Source organism: Pseudomonas grandcourensis (genome assembly GCF_039909015.1).
GTDB classification, from domain to species: Bacteria; Pseudomonadota; Gammaproteobacteria; order Pseudomonadales; family Pseudomonadaceae; genus Aquipseudomonas; species Aquipseudomonas grandcourensis.
Window position 1 is genome coordinate 1,149,987 of record NZ_CP150919.1, and the last position, 24,364, is coordinate 1,174,350.

25 protein-coding genes are annotated in these 24,364 nt (G+C 60.3%); 21 read left to right on the forward strand and 4 right to left on the reverse strand.

All coding sequences use genetic code 11. From position 1 onward, the window contains the following. Positions 1-30 precede the first annotated feature (30 nt). Positions 31-849: an inositol-phosphate phosphatase gene (suhB, locus tag AABM52_RS05015; protein ID WP_007982736.1), complete on the reverse strand. Its 819-nt coding sequence runs from the start codon at positions 847-849 to the stop codon at positions 31-33. Between the two features lie 146 nt (positions 850-995). Here suhB and trmJ point away from each other — a divergent pair, with 146 nt between their 5' ends. From trmJ to AABM52_RS05120, 21 genes are all read left to right on the forward strand, one after another. Continuing rightward, entirely contained in the window at positions 996-1,766 is a 771-nt protein-coding gene (trmJ, locus tag AABM52_RS05020) for a tRNA (cytosine(32)/uridine(32)-2'-O)-methyltransferase TrmJ (RefSeq protein ID WP_103394285.1), read from the forward strand. 2 nt (positions 1,767-1,768) lie between these two features. Then, positions 1,769-2,545 (forward strand): serine O-acetyltransferase, encoded by a 777-nt coding sequence (gene cysE / locus AABM52_RS05025; RefSeq protein ID WP_108216512.1) that lies wholly within the window; start codon positions 1,769-1,771, stop codon positions 2,543-2,545. A gap of 262 nt (positions 2,546-2,807) precedes the next feature. Beyond that, positions 2,808-3,299 carry a Fe-S cluster assembly transcriptional regulator IscR gene (gene iscR, locus AABM52_RS05030; protein ID WP_003227911.1) on the forward strand — a complete coding sequence of 164 codons (492 nt, stop codon included), beginning with the start codon at positions 2,808-2,810 and terminating at the stop codon, positions 3,297-3,299. A gap of 50 nt (positions 3,300-3,349) precedes the next feature. Beyond that, positions 3,350-4,564, forward strand: a complete 1,215-nt coding sequence (locus AABM52_RS05035) for an IscS subfamily cysteine desulfurase (RefSeq protein WP_347910776.1) — start codon at positions 3,350-3,352, stop codon at positions 4,562-4,564. Between the two features lie 101 nt (positions 4,565-4,665). Then, a complete protein-coding gene (iscU, locus tag AABM52_RS05040; RefSeq protein ID WP_007974006.1) occupies positions 4,666-5,052 on the forward strand; it encodes a Fe-S cluster assembly scaffold IscU in 387 nt (128 codons plus the stop codon). Between the two features lie 34 nt (positions 5,053-5,086). Next, the gene (gene iscA / locus AABM52_RS05045; RefSeq protein ID WP_003227904.1) at positions 5,087-5,410 is read left to right on the forward strand and encodes an iron-sulfur cluster assembly protein IscA; all 324 of its coding nucleotides are present in this window, start codon (positions 5,087-5,089) and stop codon (positions 5,408-5,410) included. 8 nt (positions 5,411-5,418) lie between these two features. Continuing rightward, a complete protein-coding gene (gene hscB, locus AABM52_RS05050) occupies positions 5,419-5,940 on the forward strand; it encodes a co-chaperone HscB (RefSeq protein WP_150726788.1) in 522 nt (173 codons plus the stop codon). Positions 5,941-5,991: 51 nt separating this feature from the next. Continuing rightward, the gene (gene hscA, locus AABM52_RS05055; protein WP_347910777.1) at positions 5,992-7,857 is read left to right on the forward strand and encodes a Fe-S protein assembly chaperone HscA; all 1,866 of its coding nucleotides are present in this window, start codon (positions 5,992-5,994) and stop codon (positions 7,855-7,857) included. Beyond that, positions 7,857-8,198 carry an ISC system 2Fe-2S type ferredoxin gene (gene fdx, locus AABM52_RS05060; RefSeq protein ID WP_007998670.1) on the forward strand — a complete coding sequence of 114 codons (342 nt, stop codon included), beginning with the start codon at positions 7,857-7,859 and terminating at the stop codon, positions 8,196-8,198. Before hscA ends, fdx begins: the two co-directional genes overlap by 1 nt. A gap of 14 nt (positions 8,199-8,212) precedes the next feature. Next, entirely contained in the window at positions 8,213-8,413 is a 201-nt protein-coding gene (gene iscX, locus AABM52_RS05065) for a Fe-S cluster assembly protein IscX (RefSeq protein ID WP_007973999.1), read from the forward strand. Positions 8,414-8,501: 88 nt separating this feature from the next. Next, positions 8,502-8,927 carry a nucleoside-diphosphate kinase gene (ndk, locus tag AABM52_RS05070; RefSeq protein ID WP_007916882.1) on the forward strand — a complete coding sequence of 142 codons (426 nt, stop codon included), beginning with the start codon at positions 8,502-8,504 and terminating at the stop codon, positions 8,925-8,927. 28 nt (positions 8,928-8,955) lie between these two features. Then, positions 8,956-10,098, forward strand: coding sequence for a 23S rRNA (adenine(2503)-C(2))-methyltransferase RlmN (gene rlmN / locus AABM52_RS05075; RefSeq protein ID WP_347910778.1), 1,143 nt, complete (start codon positions 8,956-8,958; stop codon positions 10,096-10,098). A gap of 16 nt (positions 10,099-10,114) precedes the next feature. Further along, on the forward strand, positions 10,115-10,873 hold the full coding sequence (gene pilW, locus AABM52_RS05080; protein ID WP_347910779.1) for a type IV pilus biogenesis/stability protein PilW: 759 nt from the start codon (positions 10,115-10,117) through the stop codon (positions 10,871-10,873). Further along, the gene (locus tag AABM52_RS05085; RefSeq protein WP_347910780.1) at positions 10,873-11,904 is read left to right on the forward strand and encodes a RodZ family helix-turn-helix domain-containing protein; all 1,032 of its coding nucleotides are present in this window, start codon (positions 10,873-10,875) and stop codon (positions 11,902-11,904) included. Before pilW ends, AABM52_RS05085 begins: the two co-directional genes overlap by 1 nt. A 3-nt stretch (positions 11,905-11,907) precedes the next feature. Then, a complete protein-coding gene (gene ispG, locus AABM52_RS05090) occupies positions 11,908-13,017 on the forward strand; it encodes a flavodoxin-dependent (E)-4-hydroxy-3-methylbut-2-enyl-diphosphate synthase (protein WP_007944259.1) in 1,110 nt (369 codons plus the stop codon). A 37-nt stretch (positions 13,018-13,054) separates the two neighbouring features. Next, positions 13,055-14,344: a histidine--tRNA ligase gene (gene hisS / locus AABM52_RS05095; protein ID WP_347910781.1), complete on the forward strand. Its 1,290-nt coding sequence runs from the start codon at positions 13,055-13,057 to the stop codon at positions 14,342-14,344. A gap of 41 nt (positions 14,345-14,385) precedes the next feature. Continuing rightward, complete coding sequence (locus AABM52_RS05100; protein ID WP_347910782.1) at positions 14,386-15,027, forward strand: tetratricopeptide repeat protein; 642 nt, start codon at positions 14,386-14,388, stop codon at positions 15,025-15,027. After that, entirely contained in the window at positions 15,020-16,171 is a 1,152-nt protein-coding gene (bamB, locus tag AABM52_RS05105) for an outer membrane protein assembly factor BamB (RefSeq protein ID WP_347910783.1), read from the forward strand. Before AABM52_RS05100 ends, bamB begins: the two co-directional genes overlap by 8 nt. A gap of 135 nt (positions 16,172-16,306) precedes the next feature. After that, positions 16,307-17,776, forward strand: coding sequence for a ribosome biogenesis GTPase Der (gene der, locus AABM52_RS05110; protein ID WP_347910784.1), 1,470 nt, complete (start codon positions 16,307-16,309; stop codon positions 17,774-17,776). 122 nt (positions 17,777-17,898) lie between these two features. After that, on the forward strand, positions 17,899-19,047 hold the full coding sequence (locus AABM52_RS05115) for a pyridoxal phosphate-dependent aminotransferase (RefSeq protein ID WP_347910785.1): 1,149 nt from the start codon (positions 17,899-17,901) through the stop codon (positions 19,045-19,047). Then, positions 19,035-19,826 carry an amidohydrolase gene (locus AABM52_RS05120; RefSeq protein WP_150726780.1) on the forward strand — a complete coding sequence of 264 codons (792 nt, stop codon included), beginning with the start codon at positions 19,035-19,037 and terminating at the stop codon, positions 19,824-19,826. Before AABM52_RS05115 ends, AABM52_RS05120 begins: the two co-directional genes overlap by 13 nt. A gap of 163 nt (positions 19,827-19,989) precedes the next feature. Here AABM52_RS05120 and leuA read toward each other — a convergent pair whose 3' ends face one another. From leuA to xseA, 3 genes are all read right to left on the reverse strand, one after another. Beyond that, positions 19,990-21,669, reverse strand: a complete 1,680-nt coding sequence (gene leuA, locus AABM52_RS05125; RefSeq protein WP_347910786.1) for a 2-isopropylmalate synthase — start codon at positions 21,667-21,669, stop codon at positions 19,990-19,992. A gap of 451 nt (positions 21,670-22,120) precedes the next feature. Then, on the reverse strand, positions 22,121-22,942 hold the full coding sequence (locus AABM52_RS05130; RefSeq protein ID WP_347910787.1) for a peptidoglycan DD-metalloendopeptidase family protein: 822 nt from the start codon (positions 22,940-22,942) through the stop codon (positions 22,121-22,123). A 3-nt stretch (positions 22,943-22,945) separates the two neighbouring features. After that, positions 22,946-24,325 (reverse strand): exodeoxyribonuclease VII large subunit, encoded by a 1,380-nt coding sequence (xseA, locus tag AABM52_RS05135; protein WP_347910788.1) that lies wholly within the window; start codon positions 24,323-24,325, stop codon positions 22,946-22,948. Positions 24,326-24,364 lie beyond the last annotated feature (39 nt).

The window sequence follows — 24,364 nt, forward strand, 5'->3', positions numbered from 1 at the left end:
CCGCAGGGTGCTTTTTCTGTCGCTGGAAGCTTAGCGCTTCAGCGAGGCCGGCAGGTGCGGCTGGATCGCCGTCAATACTGCCTTGAAGCACTTGGTGTTACCGGCAACGACGTGGCCTTTTTCCAGGAAGTCGTGACCGCCGGTGAAGTCGCTCACCAGACCGCCGGCTTCCTGGATCAGCAGGGCGCCTGCAGCCATGTCCCACTCGGACAGGCCCGACTCCCAGAAGGCGTCGAAACGGCCGGCGGCCACGTAGGCCAGGTCCAGGCTCGCCGAACCTGCGCGGCGGATGCCGGCGGTCTGGCCAACCAGGGCGCGGAACATGCCCAGGTAGTTGTCGAGGTTGTCCATCTGGTCGTCACGGAACGGGAAGCCGGTACCCAGCAGGGCGCCGTCGAGGCTGGTGCGGCCGCTGACGCGCAGGCGACGACCGTTCAGTTGAGCGCCGCGACCACGGCTGGCGGTGAATTCTTCCTGGCGAACCGGGTCCAGAACAACAGCGTGCTCAAGACGACCGCGGTATTTGCAGGCGATGCTGACAGCGAAGTGAGGAATGCCGCGCAGGAAGTTGGTGGTGCCGTCCAGTGGGTCGATGATCCACAGGTACTCTTCGCCTTCGATGCCGGTGCCGGCGTGCATGCCGGTCTCTTCACCCATGATCGAGTGATTCGGGTAGGCCTTGCGCAGGGCGTCGATGATTTTCTGTTCGGCGGCGCGATCCACCTCGGATACGTAATCCTTGGCGTCTTTTTCGTCGACCTTGATGGTATCCAAGCGCTCGATGGAGCGGAAGATCAATTCACTGGCGCTGCGGGCGGCGCGCAGCGCGATATTCAGCATGGGCTGCATGGATGTGTCACCTAAGGTTGTTAAAGAAAGCCGGGCATTCTATCAGAAAGTTTCTACAGGAGAAGGACGACGTTCGCTTTCATGGCTTAACGGTAGCTAGCCCTGTAAGATTCTGCTCCCGATTATTGTGTTCGAGAGCGCCTCCCTTGCTGCAAAACATTCGTGTCGTCCTGGTCAATACCAGCCATCCGGGCAATATCGGCGGGGCTGCGCGTGCCATGAAGAACATGGGGCTGTCGCGGCTGGTGCTGGTCGAGCCTCGTCTGTTCCCGCATCACGAGGCCGATGCCCGTGCCTCCGGTGCCGGTGACATCCTTGAAAACGCGCAAGTCGTCGCCACCTTGGAAGATGCCTTGGTCGGCTGCAACCTGGTGCTCGGTACCAGTGCCCGCGACCGGCGCATTCCCTGGCCGCTGCTCGATCCCCGCGAATGCGGAACGAAGGTGGTCGAGGAAGCCGGGCAGGGCGCGGAAATTGCCCTGGTGTTCGGTCGTGAAGACTCCGGCCTGACCAACGAAGAGCTGCAGCGATGTCATTATCACGTGCACATCCCATCAGACCCTGAGTTCAGTTCGCTGAACCTTGGGGCGGCGGTGCAGGTGTTGGGTTATGAAGTGCGCATGTCCTGGCTGGCGGCCCAAGGTCAGCCGAGCAAGGTCGAGAAGGAAGAGGTGGCTTCGGTCAAAAGCGCGGAGCTGGCGACCATGGACGAGCTGGAACGATTCTATGAGCACCTGGAGCAGACCCTGGTGGCCATCGAATTCCTCGATCCGGAAAAGCCACGGCACTTGATGGCGCGCCTGCGCCGGTTGTACGGACGCAGCTCGGTTAGCCGGGCGGAAATGAATATTTTGCGTGGCATCCTCACGGAAACCCAGAAAGCGGCCCGTGGTGAGCTCCTTAAGCGGAAGGATTAATGATGTTCGAGCGTTTGCGTGAAGATATCCAGAGCGTATTCCACCGAGACCCGGCGGCGCGTAACGCTTTTGAAGTCCTGACCTGCTACCCCGGCATGCATGCCATCTGGATTCACCGTTTGTCGGCGATGCTGTGGCGCGCGGACCTGAAATGGCTGGCGCGGCTGGTGTCGAACTTCGGCCGCTGGTTGACCGGGATCGAGATCCATCCGGGGGCCAAGGTCGGTCGTCGCTTCTTCATTGACCATGGCATGGGCATCGTCATTGGTGAAACCGCCGAGATCGGCGACGACGTGACCATTTATCAGGGCGTGACTCTCGGTGGTACCAGCTGGAATAAAGGCAAGCGCCACCCCACGCTGGGTGATGGTGTGGTTGTCGGTGCCGGCGCCAAGGTGCTCGGTCCGTTCACTGTTGGTGCGGGTGCCAAGGTCGGCTCCAACGCCGTGGTGACCAAAGAGGTGCCGCCGGGCGCCACTGTGGTGGGGATTCCGGGGCGAATTATCGTCAAGCCCGACGAAGAGCAGGACGCCAAGCGCAAGGCCATGGCCGAGAAGATCGGTTTTGATGCCTACGGTGTGACTGAAGACATGCCGGACCCGGTGGCGCGCGCCATTAACCAGTTGCTCGATCACCTGCAGGCGGTCGATGGACGTCTGGAGGGGATGTGCGGGGCGTTGAAGGATCTGGGCAGTAATTACTGTGCGAAAGATCTGCCTGAGCTGCGTGAAGAAGACTTTGCCTGCGTAAAAGACAAAGACGAAAGCAAGGCCGGTTGATGCCACTGTAGGAGCTGCCGAAGGCTGCGATCTTTTGATCTTAAAAGGGCAAGATCAAAAGATCGCAGCCTTCGGCAGCTCCTACGCAGGTCGCAATCAGGTAATGGCAGAGCGCTGACCGGTGTGCCATTAGGCAGCAGACCCTGCTATGATGCGCCCGCTCTTTTGCGGGTAATCCTGACTAAAGTACTAGGTCTAATAGTTGACTTAAATACTCGGGAATTGCATACTCGCCTCATTCCGAACTCCGTGGTAATTGTCCATGCGACTGACTACAAAAGGCCGATACGCCGTGACCGCCATGCTCGATCTGGCGTTGCACGCGCAGCACGGGCCCGTGTCCCTGGCCGATATCTCCGAGCGCCAAGGCATCTCCCTGTCCTACCTCGAACAGCTTTTCGCCAAACTGCGCCGCAGCAATCTGGTGTCCAGCGTGCGTGGTCCGGGTGGTGGCTACCAATTGTCCCGCGACATGCAGGGCATCCAGGTCGCCCAGGTGATCGATGCGGTGAACGAATCGGTCGATGCAACCAAATGCCAAGGGCAGGGTGATTGCCATTCCGGCGACACTTGCCTGACTCACCACTTGTGGTGCGACCTGAGCCTGCAGATCCACGAGTTTCTGAGCGGTATCAGCTTGGCTGACCTTGTGACTCGCCGTGAGGTGCAAGAAGTAGCCCAGCGTCAGGACCAGCGCCGTTGCAACAGCAAGGCGCCACGCCTGGACAAGATTGAAGCGTCCGCCGTCGAATGACAGCCGAAGAGCTAGCGGCACGCCAGCCAGCCTGATTTAGGAGATAGTCCATGAAATTGCCGATTTACCTTGATTACTCTGCGACCACCCCGGTTGATCCGCGTGTTGCGCAAAAAATGAGTGAATGCCTGCTGGTCGACGGAAACTTCGGTAACCCGGCGTCCCGTTCCCACGTGTTCGGCTGGAAAGCCGAAGAGTCCGTCGAAAACGCCCGTCGTCAGGTCGCTGACCTGGTCAACGCCGACCCGCGTGAAATCGTCTGGACCTCCGGTGCCACCGAATCCGACAACCTGGCAATCAAGGGTGCGGCGCATTTCTATGCCACCAAGGGCAAGCACCTGATCACCACCAAGATTGAGCACAAGGCTGTCCTCGACACCATGCGCCAACTGGAGCGTGAAGGTTTCGAAGTGACCTACATCGAGCCTCGTACCGATGGCCTGGTGACCCCTGAGATGATCGAAGCCGAACTGCGCGACGACACCATCCTGGTTTCGGTCATGCACGTGAACAACGAAATCGGCACCGTCAACGACATCGCCGCGATCGGCGAACTGCTCCGTTCCAAGGGCATCCTGTTCCACGTCGACGCCGCTCAGTCCACCGGCAAGGTCGAGATCGACCTTTCGAAGCTGAAAGTCGACATGATGTCGTTCTCCGCCCACAAGACCTACGGTCCTAAAGGCATCGGCGCCCTGTACGTAAGCCGCAAGCCGCGCGTACGTATCGAAGCGACCATGCACGGTGGCGGCCACGAGCGCGGCATGCGTTCCGGCACCCTGGCGACCCACCAGATCGTCGGCATGGGTGAAGCTTTCCGCGTAGCCAAGGAAGACATGGCTGCCGAGAACGCACGCATCAAGGCGTTGAGCGACCGCTTCTACAAGCAGGTCGAGCACCTGGAAGAGCTGTACGTCAACGGCAGCCTGACCGCCCGCGTTCCGCACAACCTGAACCTGAGCTTCAACTACGTTGAAGGCGAGTCGCTGATCATGGCACTCAAGGATCTGGCGGTTTCGTCCGGTTCGGCCTGCACCTCGGCGTCCCTTGAGCCTTCGTACGTACTGCGCGCCCTGGGCCGCAACGACGAACTGGCACACAGCTCGATCCGCTTCACCTTCGGCCGTTTCACCACCGAAGAAGAAATCGACTACGCCGCGCAGAAAGTCTGCGAGGCCGTTACCAAGCTGCGCGCTCTGTCGCCGCTGTGGGACATGTACAAAGACGGCGTCGATATCTCGAAGATCGAGTGGGCGGCACACTAAACAAAGAAGCCGCCGGATACAGATCCTGTAGCAGCGCGGCGGTAAACGCAGCGTAACTACGGGGTCTCAAGAGCGGCCCTGATGAGTGAGGATTGAGAATCATGGCTTACAGCGAAAAGGTCATCGACCACTACGAAAACCCGCGCAACGTCGGCAAGATGGACGCGGAAGATCCTGATGTCGGCACCGGCATGGTCGGCGCTCCGGCGTGCGGCGACGTGATGCGCCTGCAGATCAAGGTCAACGACGCCGGCATCATCGAAGATGCCAAGTTCAAGACTTACGGCTGCGGTTCGGCTATCGCTTCCAGCTCCCTCGCCACCGAGTGGATGAAGGGCAAGACCCTGGACGAAGCGGAAACCATCAAGAACACCCAGCTGGCTGAAGAACTGGCCCTGCCGCCAGTGAAAATCCACTGCTCGGTACTCGCTGAAGACGCCATCAAGGCGGCTGTTCGCGACTACAAGCAGAAGAAAGGCTTGATCTGATTTTCGAGTTTTGGCGACGAGTAAGGAGTCACCGATGGCTATCAGCATGACAGAAGCGGCTGCTCGACACGTGCGGCGCTCCCTCGACGGGCGCGGCAAAGGTGAAGGGATTCGTCTGGGTGTTCGCACCACGGGCTGTTCCGGCCTTGCCTACGTGCTGGAGTTTGTCGACGAGGTGGTTGCAGAGGACCAGGTGTTCGAAAGTCACGGCGAAAAAGTGATCATCGACCCGAAGAGCCTGGCCTACCTGGACGGCACCGAGCTCGATTTCGTCAAGGAAGGGTTGAACGAGGGCTTCAAGTTCAACAACCCCAACGTACGCGGTGAATGTGGCTGCGGCGAAAGCTTCAACATCTGAGGCTTGTCGTGGGTACTCCTTGTCATTTCGCTTTATTTGAGCTGCAACCGAGTTTCGATCTGGACCTCGATCAGCTGGCTACGCGCTACCGTGAGTTGGCGCGCAGTGTTCATCCGGACCGCTTTGCCGACGCTTCCGAGCGTGAGCAGCGGTTGGCGCTGGAGCAATCCGCGAGCCTCAACGAGGCCTACCAGACACTCAAGAACCCACCCAAACGCGCGCGTTACCTGCTCGCCTTGAATGGTGGCGAGCTGCCGCTGGAGGTCACGGTGCATGATCCGGAGTTTCTGCTGCAACAGATGGAGTTGCGCGAAGAGCTCGAAGACCTGCAGGACAGCGCCGACCTCAATGGCGTTGCCGTCTTCAAGCGTCGCCTGAAGGCAGCCCAGGATGAGCTGAACCAAAGCTTCGCAGCTTGCTGGAACGATGCCGCGCACCGTGAACAGGCCGAACGCCTGATGCGGCGCATGCAGTTCCTCGACAAGCTCACCTACGAAGTGCGCCAGTTAGAAGAGCGCCTCGACGATTAACCCAGTGCCGCTCCGGTCGCACGCCTGATATACAGATAAGTCCTGATAACGATGGCCCTACTGCAGATCGCCGAACCCGGCCAAAGTCCTCAACCGCACCAGCGTCGTCTGGCTGTGGGGATCGACTTGGGCACTACCAATTCGCTGGTCGCTGCATTGCGCAGTGGTCTTTCCGAGCCACTTGCCGACGCAGAAGGGCGGGTCATCCTGCCGTCTGCCGTGCGCTACCACGCCGATCGCGTCGAGGTGGGCGAATCCGCCAAGCTGGCCGCCGCCACCGATCCGTTGAACACCGTGCTGTCGGTCAAGCGCTTGATGGGTCGTGGTCTGTCCGACGTCAAGCAGTTGGGTGACCAGTTGCCGTACCGCTTTGTCGGTGGCGAGTCGCACATGCCGTTCATCGACACGATCCAGGGCCCGAAAAGCCCGGTGGAAGTGTCCGCCGATATCCTCAAGGTCCTGCGTCAACGCGCCGAAGCGACCCTGGGTGGTGAGCTGGTGGGTGCGGTGATCACCGTTCCGGCCTATTTCGACGACGCTCAGCGTCAAGCCACCAAGGATGCGGCCAAACTGGCCGGTCTGAACGTGCTGCGCTTGCTCAATGAGCCGACCGCAGCCGCTGTGGCTTATGGTCTGGACCAACACGCCGAAGGCCTGGTCGCGATTTACGACCTGGGCGGCGGCACGTTCGATATTTCGATTCTGCGCCTGACCGGCGGTGTCTTTGAAGTCTTGGCTACCGGTGGCGACAGCGCCTTGGGTGGCGATGACTTCGACCACGCGATCGCTGGCTGGATCATCGAGAGCGCCGGCCTGTCCGCCGATCTCGATCCGGGTGCGCAACGTAACTTGCTGCAAACCGCCTGTGCGGCCAAGGAAGCCCTGACCAATACTGCGGCCGTTGAAGTCGTCCATGGCGACTGGAAAGCCGAGCTGACCCGCGAAGCCTTCAATGCGCTGATCGAGCCGATGGTCGCTCGCAGCCTGAAAGCCTGCCGCCGCGCTGTGCGTGACTCCGGTATCGAACTGGAAGACGTGCATGCCGTGGTCATGGTCGGTGGTTCGACTCGCGTACCTCGCGTTCGCGACGCCGTCGCCGAAGCCTTCGGTCGCCAGCCACTGACTGAAATCGACCCGGATCAAGTGGTAGCCATCGGTGCTGCGATCCAGGCCGATACTTTGGCCGGCAACAAGCGTGACGGCGGCGAACTGTTGTTGCTGGACGTGATTCCGCTGTCCCTGGGGCTGGAAACCATGGGCGGCCTGATGGAGAAGGTGATTCCGCGCAACACCACCATCCCTGTTGCCCGCGCCCAGGACTTCACCACTTATAAAGATGGCCAGTCGGCCATGGCCATCCATGTATTGCAGGGCGAGCGCGAGCTGATCAGTGACTGCCGCTCCCTGGCGCGCTTTGAACTGCGCGGCATTCCGGCGATGGTGGCGGGGGCGGCGAAGATTCGCGTGACCTTCCAGGTCGATGCCGACGGTCTGCTCAGCGTTTCCGCCCGCGAACTGGGTTCGGGCGTTGAGGCCAGCATTCAGGTCAAGCCGTCCTACGGCCTGACCGACGGCGAAATCGCCAAAATGCTCAAGGATTCGTTCCAGCACGCCAATGACGACAAGGTTGCCCGCGTACTGCGCGAGCAGCAGGTCGACGCCCAGCGCCTGATCGAAGCGGTGCAGGCAGCTCTTGAGGTGGATGGCGAGCGCTTGCTCGACGCCGAAGAGCGCATGGTCATCGACATGCAGGTGCAGGAACTGACCGAACTGATGAAAGGTACCGATGGTTACGCCATCGAGCAGCAGACCAAGCGTCTGTCGCAAGTGACCGACGCTTTTGCTGCCCGCCGTATGGATTTGACGGTGAAAGCCGCTCTGTCGGGGCGCAACCTGAATGAAATCGAGGATATCTGATGCCGCAGGTAATTTTTCTGCCACACGAGAAGTTTTGCCCTGAAGGCATGGTTGTTGAAGCTGAGACAGGTATTTCCATCCTCGAACTGGCCCATGAGCACCACATCGAGATGGAAAGCGCTTGCGGCGGCGTCTGCGCCTGTACCACCTGCCACTGCATCATCCGCGAGGGTTTCGACTCGCTGGAAGAGGCTGACGAGCTGGAAGAGGACTACCTTGATAAGGCTTGGGGTCTTGAGCGCGAGTCCCGCCTGGGGTGCCAGGCCAAGGTCGGTACCGAAGACCTGACCGTCGAGATTCCGAAGTACTCGCTCAACCACGCAGCCGAAGCACCGCACTGATTCAAGGAATTGTCATGAAACTCAAGTGGACTGATGTGCTGGAGATCGCGATCCAGCTGGCTGAAAGCAAGCCCGACGTGGACCCTATGTCGGTCAACTTCGTCGATCTGCGTAAATGGGTGATGGAACTGCCCGATTTCGACGACATGCCTGAGCATTGTGGCGAAAAGATCCTGGAGGCCATTCAGGCCCACTGGATCGAAGAACGCGACTGAGCCACGCCGCAGGTTAGGCAATACCCGAGAACCCGCGTATAATTCGCGGGTTTAATTTTTCGTAAATTACCGTTTCTGGAGTTACACCATGGCTGTTCAACGTACTTTCTCCATCATCAAGCCTGACGCCGTTGCTAAAAACGTGATCGGCGAGATCACCACTCGTTTCGAAAAAGCTGGCCTGCGCGTTGTAGCTTCGAAACTGAAGCAACTGTCCAAAGCTGAAGCCGAAGGCTTCTACGCTGAGCACAGCGCTCGTGGTTTCTTCGGTGACCTGGTTGCTTTCATGATCTCCGGTCCGGTTGTCGTTCAGGTTCTGGAAGGCGAAAACGCTATCGCTCTGAACCGTGAGCTGATGGGCGCTACCAACCCTAAAGAAGCTGCTGCCGGCACCATCCGTGCTGACTTCGCTGACTCCATCGACGCCAACGCCGTCCACGGTTCGGACTCCGAAGCCGCTGCCGCTCGCGAAATCTCGTACTTCTTCGCAGCTACTGAAGTAACCACTCGCTAAGCATTGGCTTAAGAGTGAAGGTGAATCCATGACTACATCGACTGTAAAAACTAACCTGCTGGGTCTGACTCAGCTGGAAATGGAAAAATTCTTCGACTCAATCGGGGAGAAGCGTTTCCGTGCCGGTCAGGTAATGAAATGGATTCACCACTTTGGCGTCGATGATTTCGATGCCATGACGAACGTCAGCAAGGTCTTGCGCGAAAAGCTCAAGGCTGTTGCTGATGTCCGTGGTCCGGAAGTGGTCAGCGAGGACATCTCCAGCGACGGCACCCGCAAATGGGTGGTGCGCGTGGCGTCCGGCAGCTGCGTCGAGACCGTGTACATTCCCCAGGGCAAACGCGGCACCTTGTGCGTTTCGTCCCAGGCAGGCTGTGCCCTGGATTGCAGTTTCTGCTCCACCGGCAAGCAAGGCTTCAACAGCAACCTCACCGCCGCCGAAGTCATCGGCCAGGTGTGGATTGCCAACAAATCCTTTGGCAGCGTCCCGGCAACCGTCGACCGTGCCATCACCAACGTGGTGATGATGGGCATGGGTGAGCCGCTGCTGAACTTCGACAACGTCGTCGCGGCCATGCATCTGATGATGGACGACCTGGGCTACGGCATTTCCAAACGCCGTGTGACCCTGTCGACCTCCGGCGTGGTGCCGATGATCGATGAGCTCTCCAAGCACATCGACGTCTCCCTGGCGTTGTCCCTGCACGCACCGAATGACGCATTGCGTAACCAATTGGTGCCGATCAACAAGAAGTATCCGCTTAAGATGCTGCTCGAGTCGTGCCAGCGCTACATGTCGAATCTCGGCGAAAAGCGCGTGCTGACCATCGAATACACCTTGCTCAAAGACATCAATGACAAGGTCGAGCATGCCGTGGAAATGATCGAGCTGCTCAAGAACATCCCGTGCAAGATCAACCTGATCCCGTTCAATCCGTTCCCGCACTCCGGTTACGAGCGCCCGAGCAACAACGCCATTCGTCGTTTCCAGGATCAGCTTCATCATGCCGGCTTCAACGTCACCGTCCGCACCACCCGTGGTGAAGACATCGATGCTGCCTGTGGTCAACTGGTAGGGCAGGTGCTGGATCGCACCCGTCGCAGCGAACGTTATATCGCGGTGCGTGAACTCAACGCCGACAACGATGTAGCGCAAGACGCCGCGAAATAACCGAGAGAGGATCTCTATGTCCCTGCGCTTTGCGCTGCTTTTGCTGTTGGCCAGCCTGTGTGCTGGCTGCGTGCTTTCGGGCGACTACAACCCGATGAAGACCAGCAAGGGCCGTGATGAAGCGCGTGAGGCGTACGTGCAACTCGGTATCGGGTATTTGCAACAAGGCATGACCGAGCGCGCCAAGGTTCCGCTGAAGAAAGCGCTGGAGCTCGATGGCTCCGACCCTGATGCCAACGCGGCGCTGGGGCTGGTGTTCCAGGCCGAGATGGAGCCGGAACTTGCCGACGAGCATTTTCGCAAGGCGCTGGCTTCCCGTCCCGCCGATGCACGAATCCTCAATAACTACGGCAGTTTTTTGTTCGAGCAGAAACGTTACAAGGAAGCCTACGAGCGCTTTGAACAAGCCGCTGCCGATACCCTGTATCCTGAGCGTTCAAGGGTGTTCGAGAACCTGGGCATGACCGCTGCAATGCTCGGTCAGCGCGATCTGGCCCAGCAGCAGCTGGAAAAAGCCCTGCGCCTGAACCACCAACAACCACGTGCATTGCTGGAAATGGCTGAGTTGTCTTACGAAGACAGGCATTATGTGCCCGCGCGTGACTATTACGACCGTTTTAGCCAGCTCTCCGAACAAAATGCACGTAGTCTATTGCTCGGCGTTCGGCTGGCAAAAGTGTTCGAAGACCGCGACAAGGCCGCAAGCAAAGGCCTGCAACTAAAAAGACTCTATCCCGGTACGCCGGAATATCAGCAATACCTGTCGGAGCAATGATGAAAGCGGCGCATCCCGAAGTTGTAGCAGCGAATCGCGTAAACCCCGGTGAGACTTTGCGCCAGGCCCGCGAAAGCAATGGCTGGTCGCTGGCCGAAGTGGCCCTCAAGCTCAACCTCACCACCACTTCCCTGAGCAATCTGGAAGCCGGCGCCTTCGACAAGCTGCCCGGGCATACGTTTGCCCGTGGTTACATTCGCGCCTATGCCAAATTGCTCGGCATGGACCAGGCCGTTCTGGTCCAGCAATTCGATCAATCCACCGGTACTGACTCCCAGGGCAGCAATGTTCACAGCCTGGGTCGTATTGAAGAGCCGGTTCGGGTTTCCCACACCATTTTGCGAATCGTCAGCCTGCTGTTGCTGGTCGCGGTGATTGGTGGCGGTTTCATCTGGTGGCAGGATCAGACCTCGATGCGCACCAAGGACCTGATCGGTCTGGCACCAGAGCACGTTGAAGTCGAAGGCGCCGACGGTACGACACAGATTCACCCGCTGGACGAGCCGGAAGACCAGGCCGTCGCGGAAGGACAGACCGAAGGCGGAACCGCCCTCGCGCTGCCACAGGCCGACGCTCCGGCTGAAGCACCAGAACAGGTTCAGGCGACTGCGCCGGCCGCCCCGGCAGCGCCGACCACGCCAGCCGCACCCGCGCATACCACCGCGCCTGTTGTCGCAGCGCCGGTGACCCCGGCTCCGGCGGCTCCTGCCGTCCCGGCCCCCGCGGTGACTGCACCGGTAGCCCCTGTTGCTCCTGCTCCAGCGGCAGCCACAGTCGCGCCAGTGGCCGGTCAAGGCCAGGTCCAGGTGCAATTCATCTCCGATTGCTGGACACAAGTGACCGACGGTAGCGGCAAGGTGCTGTTCAGCGGTCTCAAACGCAAAGGCGACAGCCTGGCAGTCAATGGCAAGCCACCGTTTGCCGTGCGTCTGGGCTTTGCCCGTGGCGCTCAGGTCAGCTACAACGGCCAGCCGGTTGATGTCGCTCCGTTCACCAGTGGCGAGACTGCTCGCCTGAAGTTGGGTCAATAAGTCATGCACGGCGAATCTCCAATCAAACGTCGCGAATCCCGCAAGATCTGGGTCGGTAACGTGCCTGTTGGCGGCGATGCGCCTATCGCTGTGCAGAGCATGACCAACAGCGACACCAACGATGTCGCGGCCACCGTCGCGCAAATCAATCGCCTGGAAGCGGCCGGCGTCGATATCGTGCGGATCTCCGTACCGGACATGGACGCCGCCGAAGCCTTCGGCAAGATCAAGCAGTTGGTCAAAGTACCTTTGGTTGCCGACATTCATTTCGACTACCGGATCGCTCTGCGCGTAGCCGAACTGGGTGTCGATTGCCTGCGGATCAACCCGGGCAACATCGGTCGCGAAGACCGTGTGCGTGCGGTGGTGGATGCCGCCCGTGACCGCGGGATCCCGATCCGTATCGGCGTGAACGCCGGTTCCCTGGAAAAAGACCTGCAAAAGAAATACGGCGAGCCGACCCCGGCGGCGCTGGTCGAGTCTGCCTTGCGCCACGTCGAGCACCTTGAGCGCCTGAACTTCCAGGACTTCAAGGTCAGCGTGAAAGCTTCCGATGTGTTCATGGCCGTCGAAGCCTACCGCTTGCTGGCCAAGGAAATCGTCCAGCCGCTGCACCTGGGCATCACCGAAGCCGGTGGTTTGCGTTCCGGCACGGTGAAATCTGCCGTGGGCCTCGGTATGCTGCTCGCCGAAGGGATTGGCGATACTATTCGCATCTCGTTGGCGGCCGACCCGGTCGAGGAAGTGAAAGTCGGCTACGACATTCTCAAGTCCCTGCACCTGCGTTCCCGTGGCATCAACTTCATCGCCTGCCCGAGTTGCTCGCGGCAGAACTTCGATGTGGTCAAGACCATGAACGAGCTGGAAGGGCGTCTCGAGGATTTGCTGGTGCCGCTGGATGTCGCGGTGATCGGTTGCGTGGTCAACGGCCCTGGCGAAGCCAAGGAAGCCCACATCGGCTTGACCGGCGGCACACCGAACCTGATTTACATCGACGGCAAGCCGTCGCAGAAGCTGACGAATGACAATCTGGTGGATGAGCTTGAACGCTTGATCCGCCAGAAAGCGGCCGAAAAGGTCGAAGCTGACGCTGCCGTTATTGCGCGCGGCTGAACCTGACTGAAGAGCCGAACGAATTTAAGGATTTAAAGTGAGCAAGTCATTGCAAGCCATTCGTGGCATGAACGACATCCTGCCCGAACAGACTCCCCTGTGGCGTCATTTCGAAGGCACCGTTTCGCGTCTGCTGGATAACTACGGTTACAAGCAGATCCGCATGCCGATCGTCGAGTTCACCGAACTGTTCAAGCGTTCCATCGGTGAAGTGACCGACATCGTCGAAAAAGAGATGTACACCTTCGACGACCGCAACGGCGACTCCCTGACCCTGCGCCCTGAAGGCACGGCGGCCTGTGTGCGCGCAGTGCTCGAGCACGGCATCACCGGCGGCGGCCAGGTTCAGAAACTCTGGTACATCGGCCCGATGTTCCGCCACGAGCGTCCGCAGAAAGGCCGTTATCGCCAGTTCCACCAGATCGGCGTCGAAGTGTTCAACCTCGACGGTCCGGACATCGACGCCGAGCTGATCGTGCTGACCTGGCGTCTGTGGGGCGAACTGGGCATCCGCGATGCGGTCAAGCTCGAGCTCAACAGCCTGGGCACCAGCGAATCCCGTGGCCGCTACCGTGAAGCGCTGGTCGAGTTCCTGTCCGGTCACCTGGACAAACTGGACGAAGACAGCCAGCGTCGCCTGAAGACCAACCCGCTGCGCGTCCTGGACACCAAGAACGCCGAGACACAGGCGATTCTGGTCGATGCACCGAAAATGGCCGACTACCTCGACGAAGAATCCCGTGTGCATTTCGAGGGCCTCAAGGCTCGCCTGGACGCCGCCGGCATTCCTTACGTGATCAACCCGAAGCTGGTGCGCGGGCTGGATTACTACAGCAAGACCGTTTTCGAATGGGTCACCGACAAACTGGGTGCCCAAGGCACCGTGTGTGCCGGCGGTCGTTACGACGGTCTGGTGGAGCAGATGGGCGGCAAGCCTACGGCTGGCGTCGGTTTCGCCATGGGCATCGAGCGTCTGGTGCTGCTGCTGGAAACCCTCGAGCAGATCCCGCAAGAGATCTCCCGTCAGGTCGACGTCTATCTCTGTGCCTTCGGTGAAGCCGCCGAACTGGCCGGCCTGACCCTGGCGGAGCGCGTTCGTGACCAGTTGCCCAACCTGCGCCTGCAAGTGAATGCCGGCGCCGGCAGTTTCAAAAGCCAGTTCAAGAAGGCCGACAAGAGCGGTGCGCTGTACGCGCTGATCCTCGGTGACGACGAAATGGCCCAGCAAGTGGTAGGTTTCAAACCCCTGCGTGGCCAGGGCGAACAACAAAGCATTGCCTGGGATGCGCTTGCTGCACACCTGGCCACCTGCGTCGTGCAGGGTTGAAGCTGTCTTAACAGCCGAATTAGCGATTAAGGAGTATTGGGGTGTCGAGTACCGAAGACGAACATTTGATGGAATTGAAGGAATGGTGGTCACGCAACGGTAAGCCCCTGGTCACTGGCGGCCTGTTGGCGCTGGTCATCGTTTTCGGCTGGCAAGCGTTCCACAAGTATCAGAGCAATCAGTCGCAAGGCGCCTCGATTCTCTATCAGCAATTGCTCGAAACCACGCTGACGCCTGACGGCAAGCCTGATGCGGCCCGTGTTTCGGACCTGGCCGGCAAGCTCAACAGCGAGTTCGGCGGCAGCGCCTACGCGCAGTACGGCAGCCTGTTCGTGGCCAAGGTAGCGGTCGACAGCGGCAAGCTGGACGACGCGGCCACCGAGCTCAAAGCCATTGTCGCCAAACCGGCCAACCCGGCGCTGGGCGAAATCGCCCGTCAGCGTCTGGCCCAGGTACTCGGCGCGCAGAACAAGGCCGATGAAGCACTGAAGTTGCTCGAAGGCGATGCCGAGAAGGCGTTCCTGGCCACTCGTGAAGAGCTCAAGGGCGACCTGCTGGTGCAGTTGGGTCGTACCGACGAGGCGAGCGCGGCGTATCAAAAAGCCAAGGCGGCACTGTCGGATGAAGCGGCGGTCGGTGGCCTGCAAATCAAGCTGGACGACCTGGCCAAAGGGGATGCGTGACGTGATTCGTTGGAAACATGCAGCATTGCTGGCCCTGGCCATTCTGGCCGCGGGTTGCAGCAGCAACAGCAAAAAAGAACTGCCTCCGGCCGAACTGGTCGACTTCAAGGAAGAAGTGGTTCTGCACAAGCAGTGGAGTCGTTCGATCGGTGACGGTCAGGGCGAAACCTACAACATGCTGGTTCCGGCCATCGATGGCGATACCATCTATGCCGCCGACGTCACTGGCGTGTTGATGGCGATGGACCGCAACACCGGCGACGTCAAATGGAAGAAAGACCTCGAACTGCCTGTCTCCGGCGCCGTTGGCGTAGGTTACGGTCTGGTCACCATTGGTACGATCAAGGGTGAAATCGTTGCCCTGGACGCCATCAACGGTGAAGAAAAGTGGCGCGCTCGCGTGTCCAGCGAAGTACTGGCGCCGCCAGCCAACAACGGTGACGTTGTGGTGGTTCAGACCCAGGACGATCGTCTGATCGGCCTGGATGCCTCCACCGGTAACCGTCGCTGGATCTATGACAGCACGCCTGCGGTACTGACCCTGCGGGGTACCAGTGCGCCGATCGTGACCAACCGCCTCGCGGTGGCTGGCCTGTCGACCGGTAAAGTGGTTGCCGTGGACATCTCCAACGGCGTACCGGTGTGGGAGCAGCGCGTAGCGGTCCCGCAAGGTCGTTCGGAGCTGGAGCGCGTGGTCGACATCGACGGTGGCTTGCTGCTGTCGGGCGAGACGCTGTATGTCGCCAGCTATCAGGGGCGCGTTGCCGCTCTGGACCTGCAAAGCGGCCGTCAGCTCTGGCAGCGTGATGCTTCCAGCTATGCCGGTGTCGCCCAGGGTCTGGGCACCGTTTATGTGAGCCTGTCTTCGGGCACCGTTGAAGGCGTCGACGAGCGTTCCACCACAGCCTTGTGGAGCAACGACTCGCTGGCCCGCCGTCAACTGTCGGCTCCGGAAGTGTTCTCCAGCTACGTTGCAGTCGGTGACCTGGAAGGTTACCTGCACCTGATGAGTCAGGTGGACGGTCGTTTCGTCGGCCGCGAGCGCATCGACAGCGACGGCCTGCGTGCCCGTCCGCTGGTGGTGGGTGACACGATTTATGTGTATGGCAACAGCGGCAAACTGGAAGCCCTGACCATCAAGTAACGACTATGCTTGGGGTTTAACCCCCAAGCGGCCCCGGTTTACCGGGGTTTGCAGCGCTTCAAGCGTTGCCCCGAGCACCAGCCGCTGCCTCGCAGCGGCTTTTGTATTTTCTGAAATAACGAAGTGGAGAGCCGCATGGTTCCCGTAATCGCCCTGGTGGGCCGACCGAACGTCGGCAAGTCCACCTTGTTCAACCGCCTGACCAGGACTCGTGACGCCATCGTCGGCGACTTGTCCGGTCTGACCCGTGATCGCCAGTACGGTGAGGCCAAGTGGCAAGGGCGTTCCTACATTCTGATCGACACCGGCGGTATCTCCGGTGACGAGCACGGTATGGACGAAAAGATGGCCGAGCAGTCGCTGCTGGCCATCGAAGAAGCAGATGTCGTTCTGTTCCTGGTAGATGCCAAGGCCGGCTTCACCGCCGCCGACCAGATGATCGCCGAGCATTTGCGCAAACGTAACAAGCGTTCCTACGTGGTTGCCAACAAGGTCGACAACATCGACCCTGAAATGGCCCGCGCCGAATTCGCTCCGTTGGGCATGGGTCATGCGATTCCGATCGCCGGTGCTCACGGTCGTGGCATCACCCAGATGCTGGAAATCGCCCTGAGTGACTTCCCGAAAGACGACGACGAGCTGGAAGAAGGCGAGGAAGAAGACGTCGCCGAAGGCGAGGAAGCCAAGCGCATTCCTGGCCCAAGCGAAAAAGACGGGATCAAGATCGCGATCATCGGCCGTCCGAACGTCGGCAAGTCGACCCTGGTCAACCGCATGCTCGGGGAAGACCGGGTAATCGTCTACGACCAACCCGGCACCACCCGCGACAGCATCTACATCCCGTTCGAGCGTAACGACGAGAAGTACACGCTGATCGACACCGCCGGTGTGCGCAAGCGCGGCAAGATCCACGAAGAAGTCGAAAAGTTCTCCGTGGTCAAAACCCTGCAAGCGATCAAAGACGCCAACGTGGTGATCTTCGTGATGGACGCCCGCGAAGGCGTGGTGGACCACGACCTCAACCTGCTGGGCTTTGCCCTTGAGGCCGGTCGTGCATTGGTCATCGCGATCAACAAGTGGGACGGCATGACGCCGAGCGAGCGCGACTTCGTCAAGATCGAGTTGCAGCGTCGTCTGTTCTTCGTCGAGTTTGCCGATATCCACTTTATCTCGGCATTGCACGGCACCGGCGTGGGCAACCTCTACGCTTCCGTACAGAACTCGTTCAAGTCTGCGGTTACCCGCTGGCCAACCAACCGCCTGACCCAGATTCTGGAAGATGCGGTTGGCGAGCACGCGCCACCGATGGTCAACAACCGCCGGATCAAGCTGCGTTATGCCCACCTCGGTGGCGCGAACCCGCCGATCATCGTGATCCACGGCAACCAGATCGAGAAGGTGCCGAAGTCCTACGTACGTTACCTGGAAAACACGTATCGCCGAGTGCTGAAGCTGGTCGGTACGCCGATCCGCATCGAGTTCAAGGGTGGCGAGAACCCGTACGAAGGCAACAAGAACACGCTCACCGACCGTCAGGTCAACAAGAAGCGTCGCTTGATGACGCACCACAAGAAGGCCGACAAGAAGCGTCGCGACAAGCGCTGATTGGGGTTTTTCCCGTGGGATGGAAAGGGCGCCAATGGCGCCCTTTTTCATGCCTGCCGTTTGGGCTATCCTCGGACTCCCCCGCGCCGCCGTAGAGCCGGGTGTAGAGCAGGGAACCACCGATGATCACCAGCAAGCTGCCGAATGTCGGCATCACTATCTTCACTCAGATGTCTCAGCTCGCGGCACAGACCGGCGCGCTAAATCTGTCCCAGGGCTTTCCCGATTTCGCGGCCCCGCAGGCCTTGTGCGATGCGGTCGGCCGGCATATCGCCAGCGGCCATAATCAATATTCGCCAATGACCGGGCTGCCGGTGTTGCGTCAGCAGATCGCGGCGAAGATCGCCCGCAGTTATGGCGCGCAGGTGGATGTGGATACTGAAGTGACGGTCACCCCCGGCGCGACCGAGGCGATTTTCTGTGCCATTCAGGCGGTTATCCACAGCGGTGACGAAGTCATTGTGTTTGACCCGGCATACGACAGCTACGAGCCTTCGGTAGAGTTGGCCGGCGGTCGTTGCGTGCATGTGCAACTGGGACTGAACGACTTCAGTATCGACTTCGAGAAGCTTGCCCAGGCACTCAGCCCGCGCACGCGGATGATCATTCTCAACACCCCGCACAACCCCAGTGGTGCGTTGATCAGCCGTGCCGAACTCGACCAGTTGGCAGCCTTGATCCGCGATCGCGACATTTATGTGATCAGCGACGAAGTCTACGAGCACCTGGTGTTTGACGGTGTGCCCCACGTTAGCGTGCTGGCCCATGAGGAACTGTATCAGCGTGCATTCGTGGTCAGCTCGTTCGGCAAGACCTACCACGTCACAGGCTGGAAAACCGGCTACGTGGTCGCACCACCGGCCCTGACGGCGGAATTGCGCAAGGTGCACCAGTACGTCAATTTCTGTGGTGTGACGCCGCTGCAATATGCCTTGGCCGATTTTATGGCCGAGCATCCTGAGCACGTCGAAGAGCTGCCGGGTTTCTATCAGGCCAAGCGCGATCTGTTCTGCGATCTGCTGGCGCCGTCGCGTTTCAGTTTCACCCGGGTGACCGGCACCTATTTCCAGTTGGTCGATTACTCGCAGATCCGCCCGGACCTCAATGACGTCGAGATGGCCCTGTGGATGACGCGCGAGCATGGCGTGGCCAGTATCCCGATCTCGGTGTTCTACCAGACGCCGCCAGAAGGCCAGCGCCTGGTGCGGCTGTGCTTTGCCAAACGCGAGGAGACCCTGCGTGAGGCAGCGGAAAAACTATGCGTGATCTGAGTGCATTGCCGAAGCTGACCGTTGCGCTGATCCAGACGTCCCTGGCCTGGCACGACCGCCAGGCCAATCTGGAGCATTTCGAGCCCTTGCTGGAACAGGCTCGCGGCGCCGACCTGATCATTCTGCCGGAGATGTTCACTACCGGTTTCTCCATGGAGTCCGAGACCCTCGCCGAAGCGGAAAACGGTCCCACCAGCAAATGGCTGCGGGTTCAGGCGGCGAAGCTGGATGCGGTGATCACCGGCAGCGTAATCGTCCAGGCCGCCGACGGCAGTCATCGCAATCGCCTGCTGTGGGCACGCCCGGATGGCGAAGTGCTGCATTACGACAAGCGTCACCTGTTCCGCATGGCCGGTGAGCACAACCACTACACTCCGGGCGAGCGTCAGGTGCAGTTCGAGCTCAAGGGCTGGCGAGTGCGACCGTTGATCTGCTACGACCTGCGCTTCCCGGTGTGGAGCCGTGACGCCCAGGACACCGATCTGCTGCTGTACACCGCCAACTGGCCGGGTGCGCGACGCCAGCACTGGAACCGCTTGCTGCCGGCGCGGGCGATCGAGAACCTGTGCTATGTGGCAGCGGTGAACCGCATCGGGACTGATGGCAAGGGCTTTGCCTATACCGGCGACAGTCAGGTCCTGGATTTCCAGGGCGAGACGCTGCTCAGTGCGGGGGAGGCTGACGGGGTGTTCAAGGTGGTGCTGGATGCGGCAGAGCTGGCGGCGTATCGCACGCGGTTTCCGGCGAATCTGGATGCGGATACCTTCGAGTTCACCTGATATTTCGGTGAGTCCAAAAAGATCGCAGCCTTCGGCAGCTCCTACAGGGGATAGCATTCCAATGTAGGAGCTGCCGAAGGCTGCGATCTTTTGATCTTAAAACCGCACAAACAAAAAAGGCCCCGAGGTTCACACCCCGGGGCCTTTTGTATTTCAGCGATGGTTACGCCGCTTTCGCTTCCGGCTGGCTCAGCGAGCGGTTCAGTGCGCTGAACAGGGCCTTGAAGCTGGCGGTGGTGATGTTTTCGTCGATGCCGACGCCATGCACCGCACGTTCGCCGTTCACACGCAGTTCAATGTAGGCCGCAGCCTTGGCATTGGTGCCCGCGCCGATGGCGTGCTCGTTGTAGTCCATGATTTCCACCGGTACCGGCAGGCCGGCCACCAGTGCTTCCAGGGCGCCGTTGCCCTTGCCGCGCCAGTGCAGGTTGGTTTCGCCCTGGCCTTGGCTGGCCACTTCCACTTCAACGGCGCTATGACCGTTTTCTTCTTGCAGGCGATGGCTGACCAGCGCGTACGGGGTGTTGGCCTGCAAGTACTCGCTGTGCAGCAATGCGTGGATCTGCTGGGCGGTCATTTCAAGGCCGAGACGGTCGGTTTCACGCTGTACGACCTGGCTGAACTCGATCTGCATGCGACGCGGCAGGCTGATGCCGTATTCCTGTTCCAGGAGGTAGGCGATGCCGCCCTTGCCCGACTGGCTGTTGACGCGGATGACCGCCTCATAGCTGCGGCCGATGTCGGCCGGGTCGATCGGCAAGTATGGGACTTCCCACAAAGCATCGGATTTCTGCTGGGTAAAGCCCTTGCGGATTGCATCCTGGTGCGAGCCGGAGAACGCGGTGTGCACCAGGTCGCCGACGTACGGGTGACGTGGGTGTACCTGGATCTGGTTGCACTCTTCGACGACTTTGCGCACGCCATCGATGTCGGAGAAATCCAGTTGAGGGTCGAGACCCTGTGTGTACATGTTGAGGGCCACGGTCACAAGGTCAACGTTACCGGTACGCTCGCCGTTGCCGAACAGGCAGCCTTCGACACGGTCGGCGCCGGCCATCAGGCCCAGCTCGGTGGCGGCAACGCCGGTGCCACGGTCGTTGTGGGTGTGCAGGCTGATGATCACGCTGTCACGACGGTTGATGTGACGGCCGAACCATTCGATCTGGTCGGCATAGATGTTCGGCGTCGCGCATTCCACCGTGGCCGGCAGGTTGAGGATCATTTTGTGCTCGGGCGTCGGGTTCCAGACTTCGATCACCGCGTCGCAGACTTCCTTGGCGAACTCCATTTCGGTGGCGCTGAAGGTTTCCGGCGAATATTCGAAGGTCCACTCGGTGTCCGGCTGCATGGCCGCGTATTTGACGAACAGCTTGGCGGCGTTCACGGCGATGGCCTTGACCCCGTCCTTGTCCTGGTTGAAGACAATGCGGCGGAAGGAAGGGGAGGTCGCGTTGTACAGGTGAACGATAGCTTTCTTCGCGCCGCGCAGGGACTCGAAGGTGCGCTCGATCAGGTCTTCACGGCCCTGGGTCAGCACCTGGATGGTGGTGTCGTCCGGGATGTGGTTGCCTTCGATCAGGGTGCGGACGAAGTCGAAGTCGGTTTGCGAGGCGGCCGGGAACGACGCTTCGATTTCCTTCACGCCGACCTGCACCAGGGTTTTCCAGAAGCGCAGCTTCTTGACGGCGTCCATCGGCTCGATCAGCGACTGGTTACCGTCGCGCAGGTCGGAACTGCACCAGATCGGCGCGGCGGTGATGGTTTTCGACGGCCAGGTGCGGTCCGGAATGTCGATGGTCGGGAACGCGCGGTATTTCGAAGACGGGTCTTTGAGCATGCTCATCAGGAAATCCTTATTGTGTTGGCCGAAAAAAGGCGGCCTGCCGGTGGATCAAAAGTTCTTGGAGTACGGCTTGGGACGAGACACCACGATTCAGCCCGGCAGTCGTGCACTGACGAGGCACAGGCTGCGGTGCTGGCGGAGCTGAATGAGGGTGTGAGAGGTTTTCATGCCTTCAACCCTAACCTTGGGGGGGAAGGTTGGCAAGCAGTCGAAAAAAATTGAGAGGAATACTCGTGAGCGGGTATTTATCGAGATTTTATTGCTGTGATTGGCAGTGATTGTTTTGTTGTTTGCGCGAGGTTTGAGTGGTGCGCAATTGGTGTGGGGCGAGGCTGGAGGACTTTCGGTGCCAATGAAATTGCCATCGCGAACAAGCTCGCTCCCACAGGTACAGCGCAATCCCTGTGGGAGCGAGCCTGATCGCGATGAGGCCAGAGGCCTTATTCAGGGCTCAGGGCTGAAACGCACCAATGAAAATAGCCGGATCGACCCGCGCATCGTTCAGGCTGATGTTCCAGTGCATGTGCGGCCCGGTCGCGCGGCCGGTCGCACCGACTTTTCCGACCACGTCACCACGGGTCAGTGGCTGCCCCACCTTCACGTCGATTTTCGACATGTGGCAGAACATGCTGATAAAACCCTGGCCGTGGTCGACGAACACCGTGTTGCCATTGAAGAAGTAGTTGCCGATCAGGATCACCTTGCCGGCGGCCGGGCTCTTGATTGGTGTGCCGGCCGGAACGGCGAAGTCCAGGCCAGCGTGGGGGTTGCGCTCTTCACCGTTGAAAAAGCGGCGCACACCGAACTTGCTCGACAGCGGCCCGTTCACCGGTTTGTCCAGCAGCAGGTTGCTCGGGGTGTTCGGGCTGAACGTGCGGTAAGCAGTAATCTGCTCGGCCAGTTCACGTTCGATGCGCTTGAGGTTTTCCGGGTCCGGATTGACCTGTTGGGTGTTCTTCAGGGTGATGCGCTGTTCCGGGTATGTCTTGTTGCCAACCGTAAAACTCAGATTACGACCGCCGCTGCTGACCGATTGAGCCCCTGGCTTGACCGTCAGCGGTAGGCCGACAATGGCCAGCCAGTTGTTCTGCTCCTTGACCACCAGCACCGGTTTGCCTTGATAAATGGCTTTTGGCGCCTGGGCGGACGTGCCCAGGTCCACCACCGCAACACCGCCCGGCACCGGCTTGTTCAACAGGCGGGTGATGTAGCTGTCGGCTTGGACGTTGAAGGTCAGGAGCAGCAACAGTAGCGGAGCTAAGAAACGCGGCATGGATCAATCCAGTAAAGAAAGGGTGACAGGGGTCAGGTGATTGTCCTCGACCCGCACCTGCAGTTCGCCTTCGCCCAGTTTGGCCTTCAGGCGCTGGCCGTTATGGGTTTGCGCGGCGCTGCGGATCGCGTTGCCGCGCTCGTCCAGCAAGATGCTGTAGCCACGGCCGAGGGTCGCCAAGGGGCTGACCACATGCAGCGTCTGCATCTGGCTGTGTAACTGCAGGCGACGGTTCTTCAGCCCTTCGCGGATCGCGCGCGGCAGGCGTTCGGCCAGGCTGTCGAGGCGCTGGCGCAGCATTGCCAGTTGCCGGCCCGGATGTTGTGCGGCCAGACGGGTTTCCAGGCGGATCAAGCGTTCGCGGCGGGTGTTGAGGCTGCGCTCGAATGCGCGGCGCATGCGCATGTCCAGGTCATCCAGGCGTTGCGCTTGCTGACGCAGGCGCTCGCCGGGATGACGCAGTCGGCGCGAGATACCTTCCAGGCGTAGCCGATCACGCATCAGGCGATCGCGCATGCGCATCACCAATCGTCGGTGCAGGCTTTCGACCCGACGCACCAGATCGCTGGAGTCCGGTGCCAGCAGTTCGGCGGCAGCGGAAGGGGTGGGCGCGCGCACGTCGGCCACGAAGTCGCTGATCGACACGTCGGTTTCATGGCCGACCGCGCTGACAATCGGCGTCACGCAAGCGTCTACGGCGCGGGCCACGGCTTCTTCGTTGAAGCACCAGAGGTCCTCCAGCGAACCGCCGCCCCGGGCCAGGATCAGTGCGTCGAAACCGCGGGCGTCCGCCAGTTTCAGGGCGCGGACAATCTGCGCCGTGGCTTCGCGGCCTTGCACGGCCGTAGGGATCAGCGTCAGTTGTATTTGCGGTGCGCGACGGAGGAACACGCTGATGATGTCGCGGATCACCGCGCCGGTGGGCGAACTGATGATGCCGATGCGTTGCGGATGCGCCGGCAGCGGCACCTTGCGCTCGGCACTGAACAGCCCTTCGGCGCTGAGCTTTTCCTTGAGCGCATCGAAGGCCAGGCGCAAGGCGCCGTCGCCGGCCGGTTCCACGGTGTCGAGGATCAGCTGATAATCACCGCGCCCCTCGAACAGCGAGACCTTGCCACGAACCTTGACCGCCAGGCCGTCCTTCAAGGCCTGGCGAACCCGTGCCGCGTTCTGCCGGAACAACGCGCAACGCACCTGGGCGCCGCTGTCCTTGAGGGTGAAATACACGTGGCCGGACGCCGGGCGGGCGAGGTTGGAGATTTCGCCTTCGACCCAGATGTTGCTGAACACGTCTTCGAGCAAAACCCGCGCGCGGCCGTTGAGCTGGCTGACGGTCAGTACTTCGCGGTCCAGGCCGAGTCTTGCAAAGGGATCTTTAATCATGGGGCGCAGTTTAAAGGCATTTGCCCGGCAATCTCCATG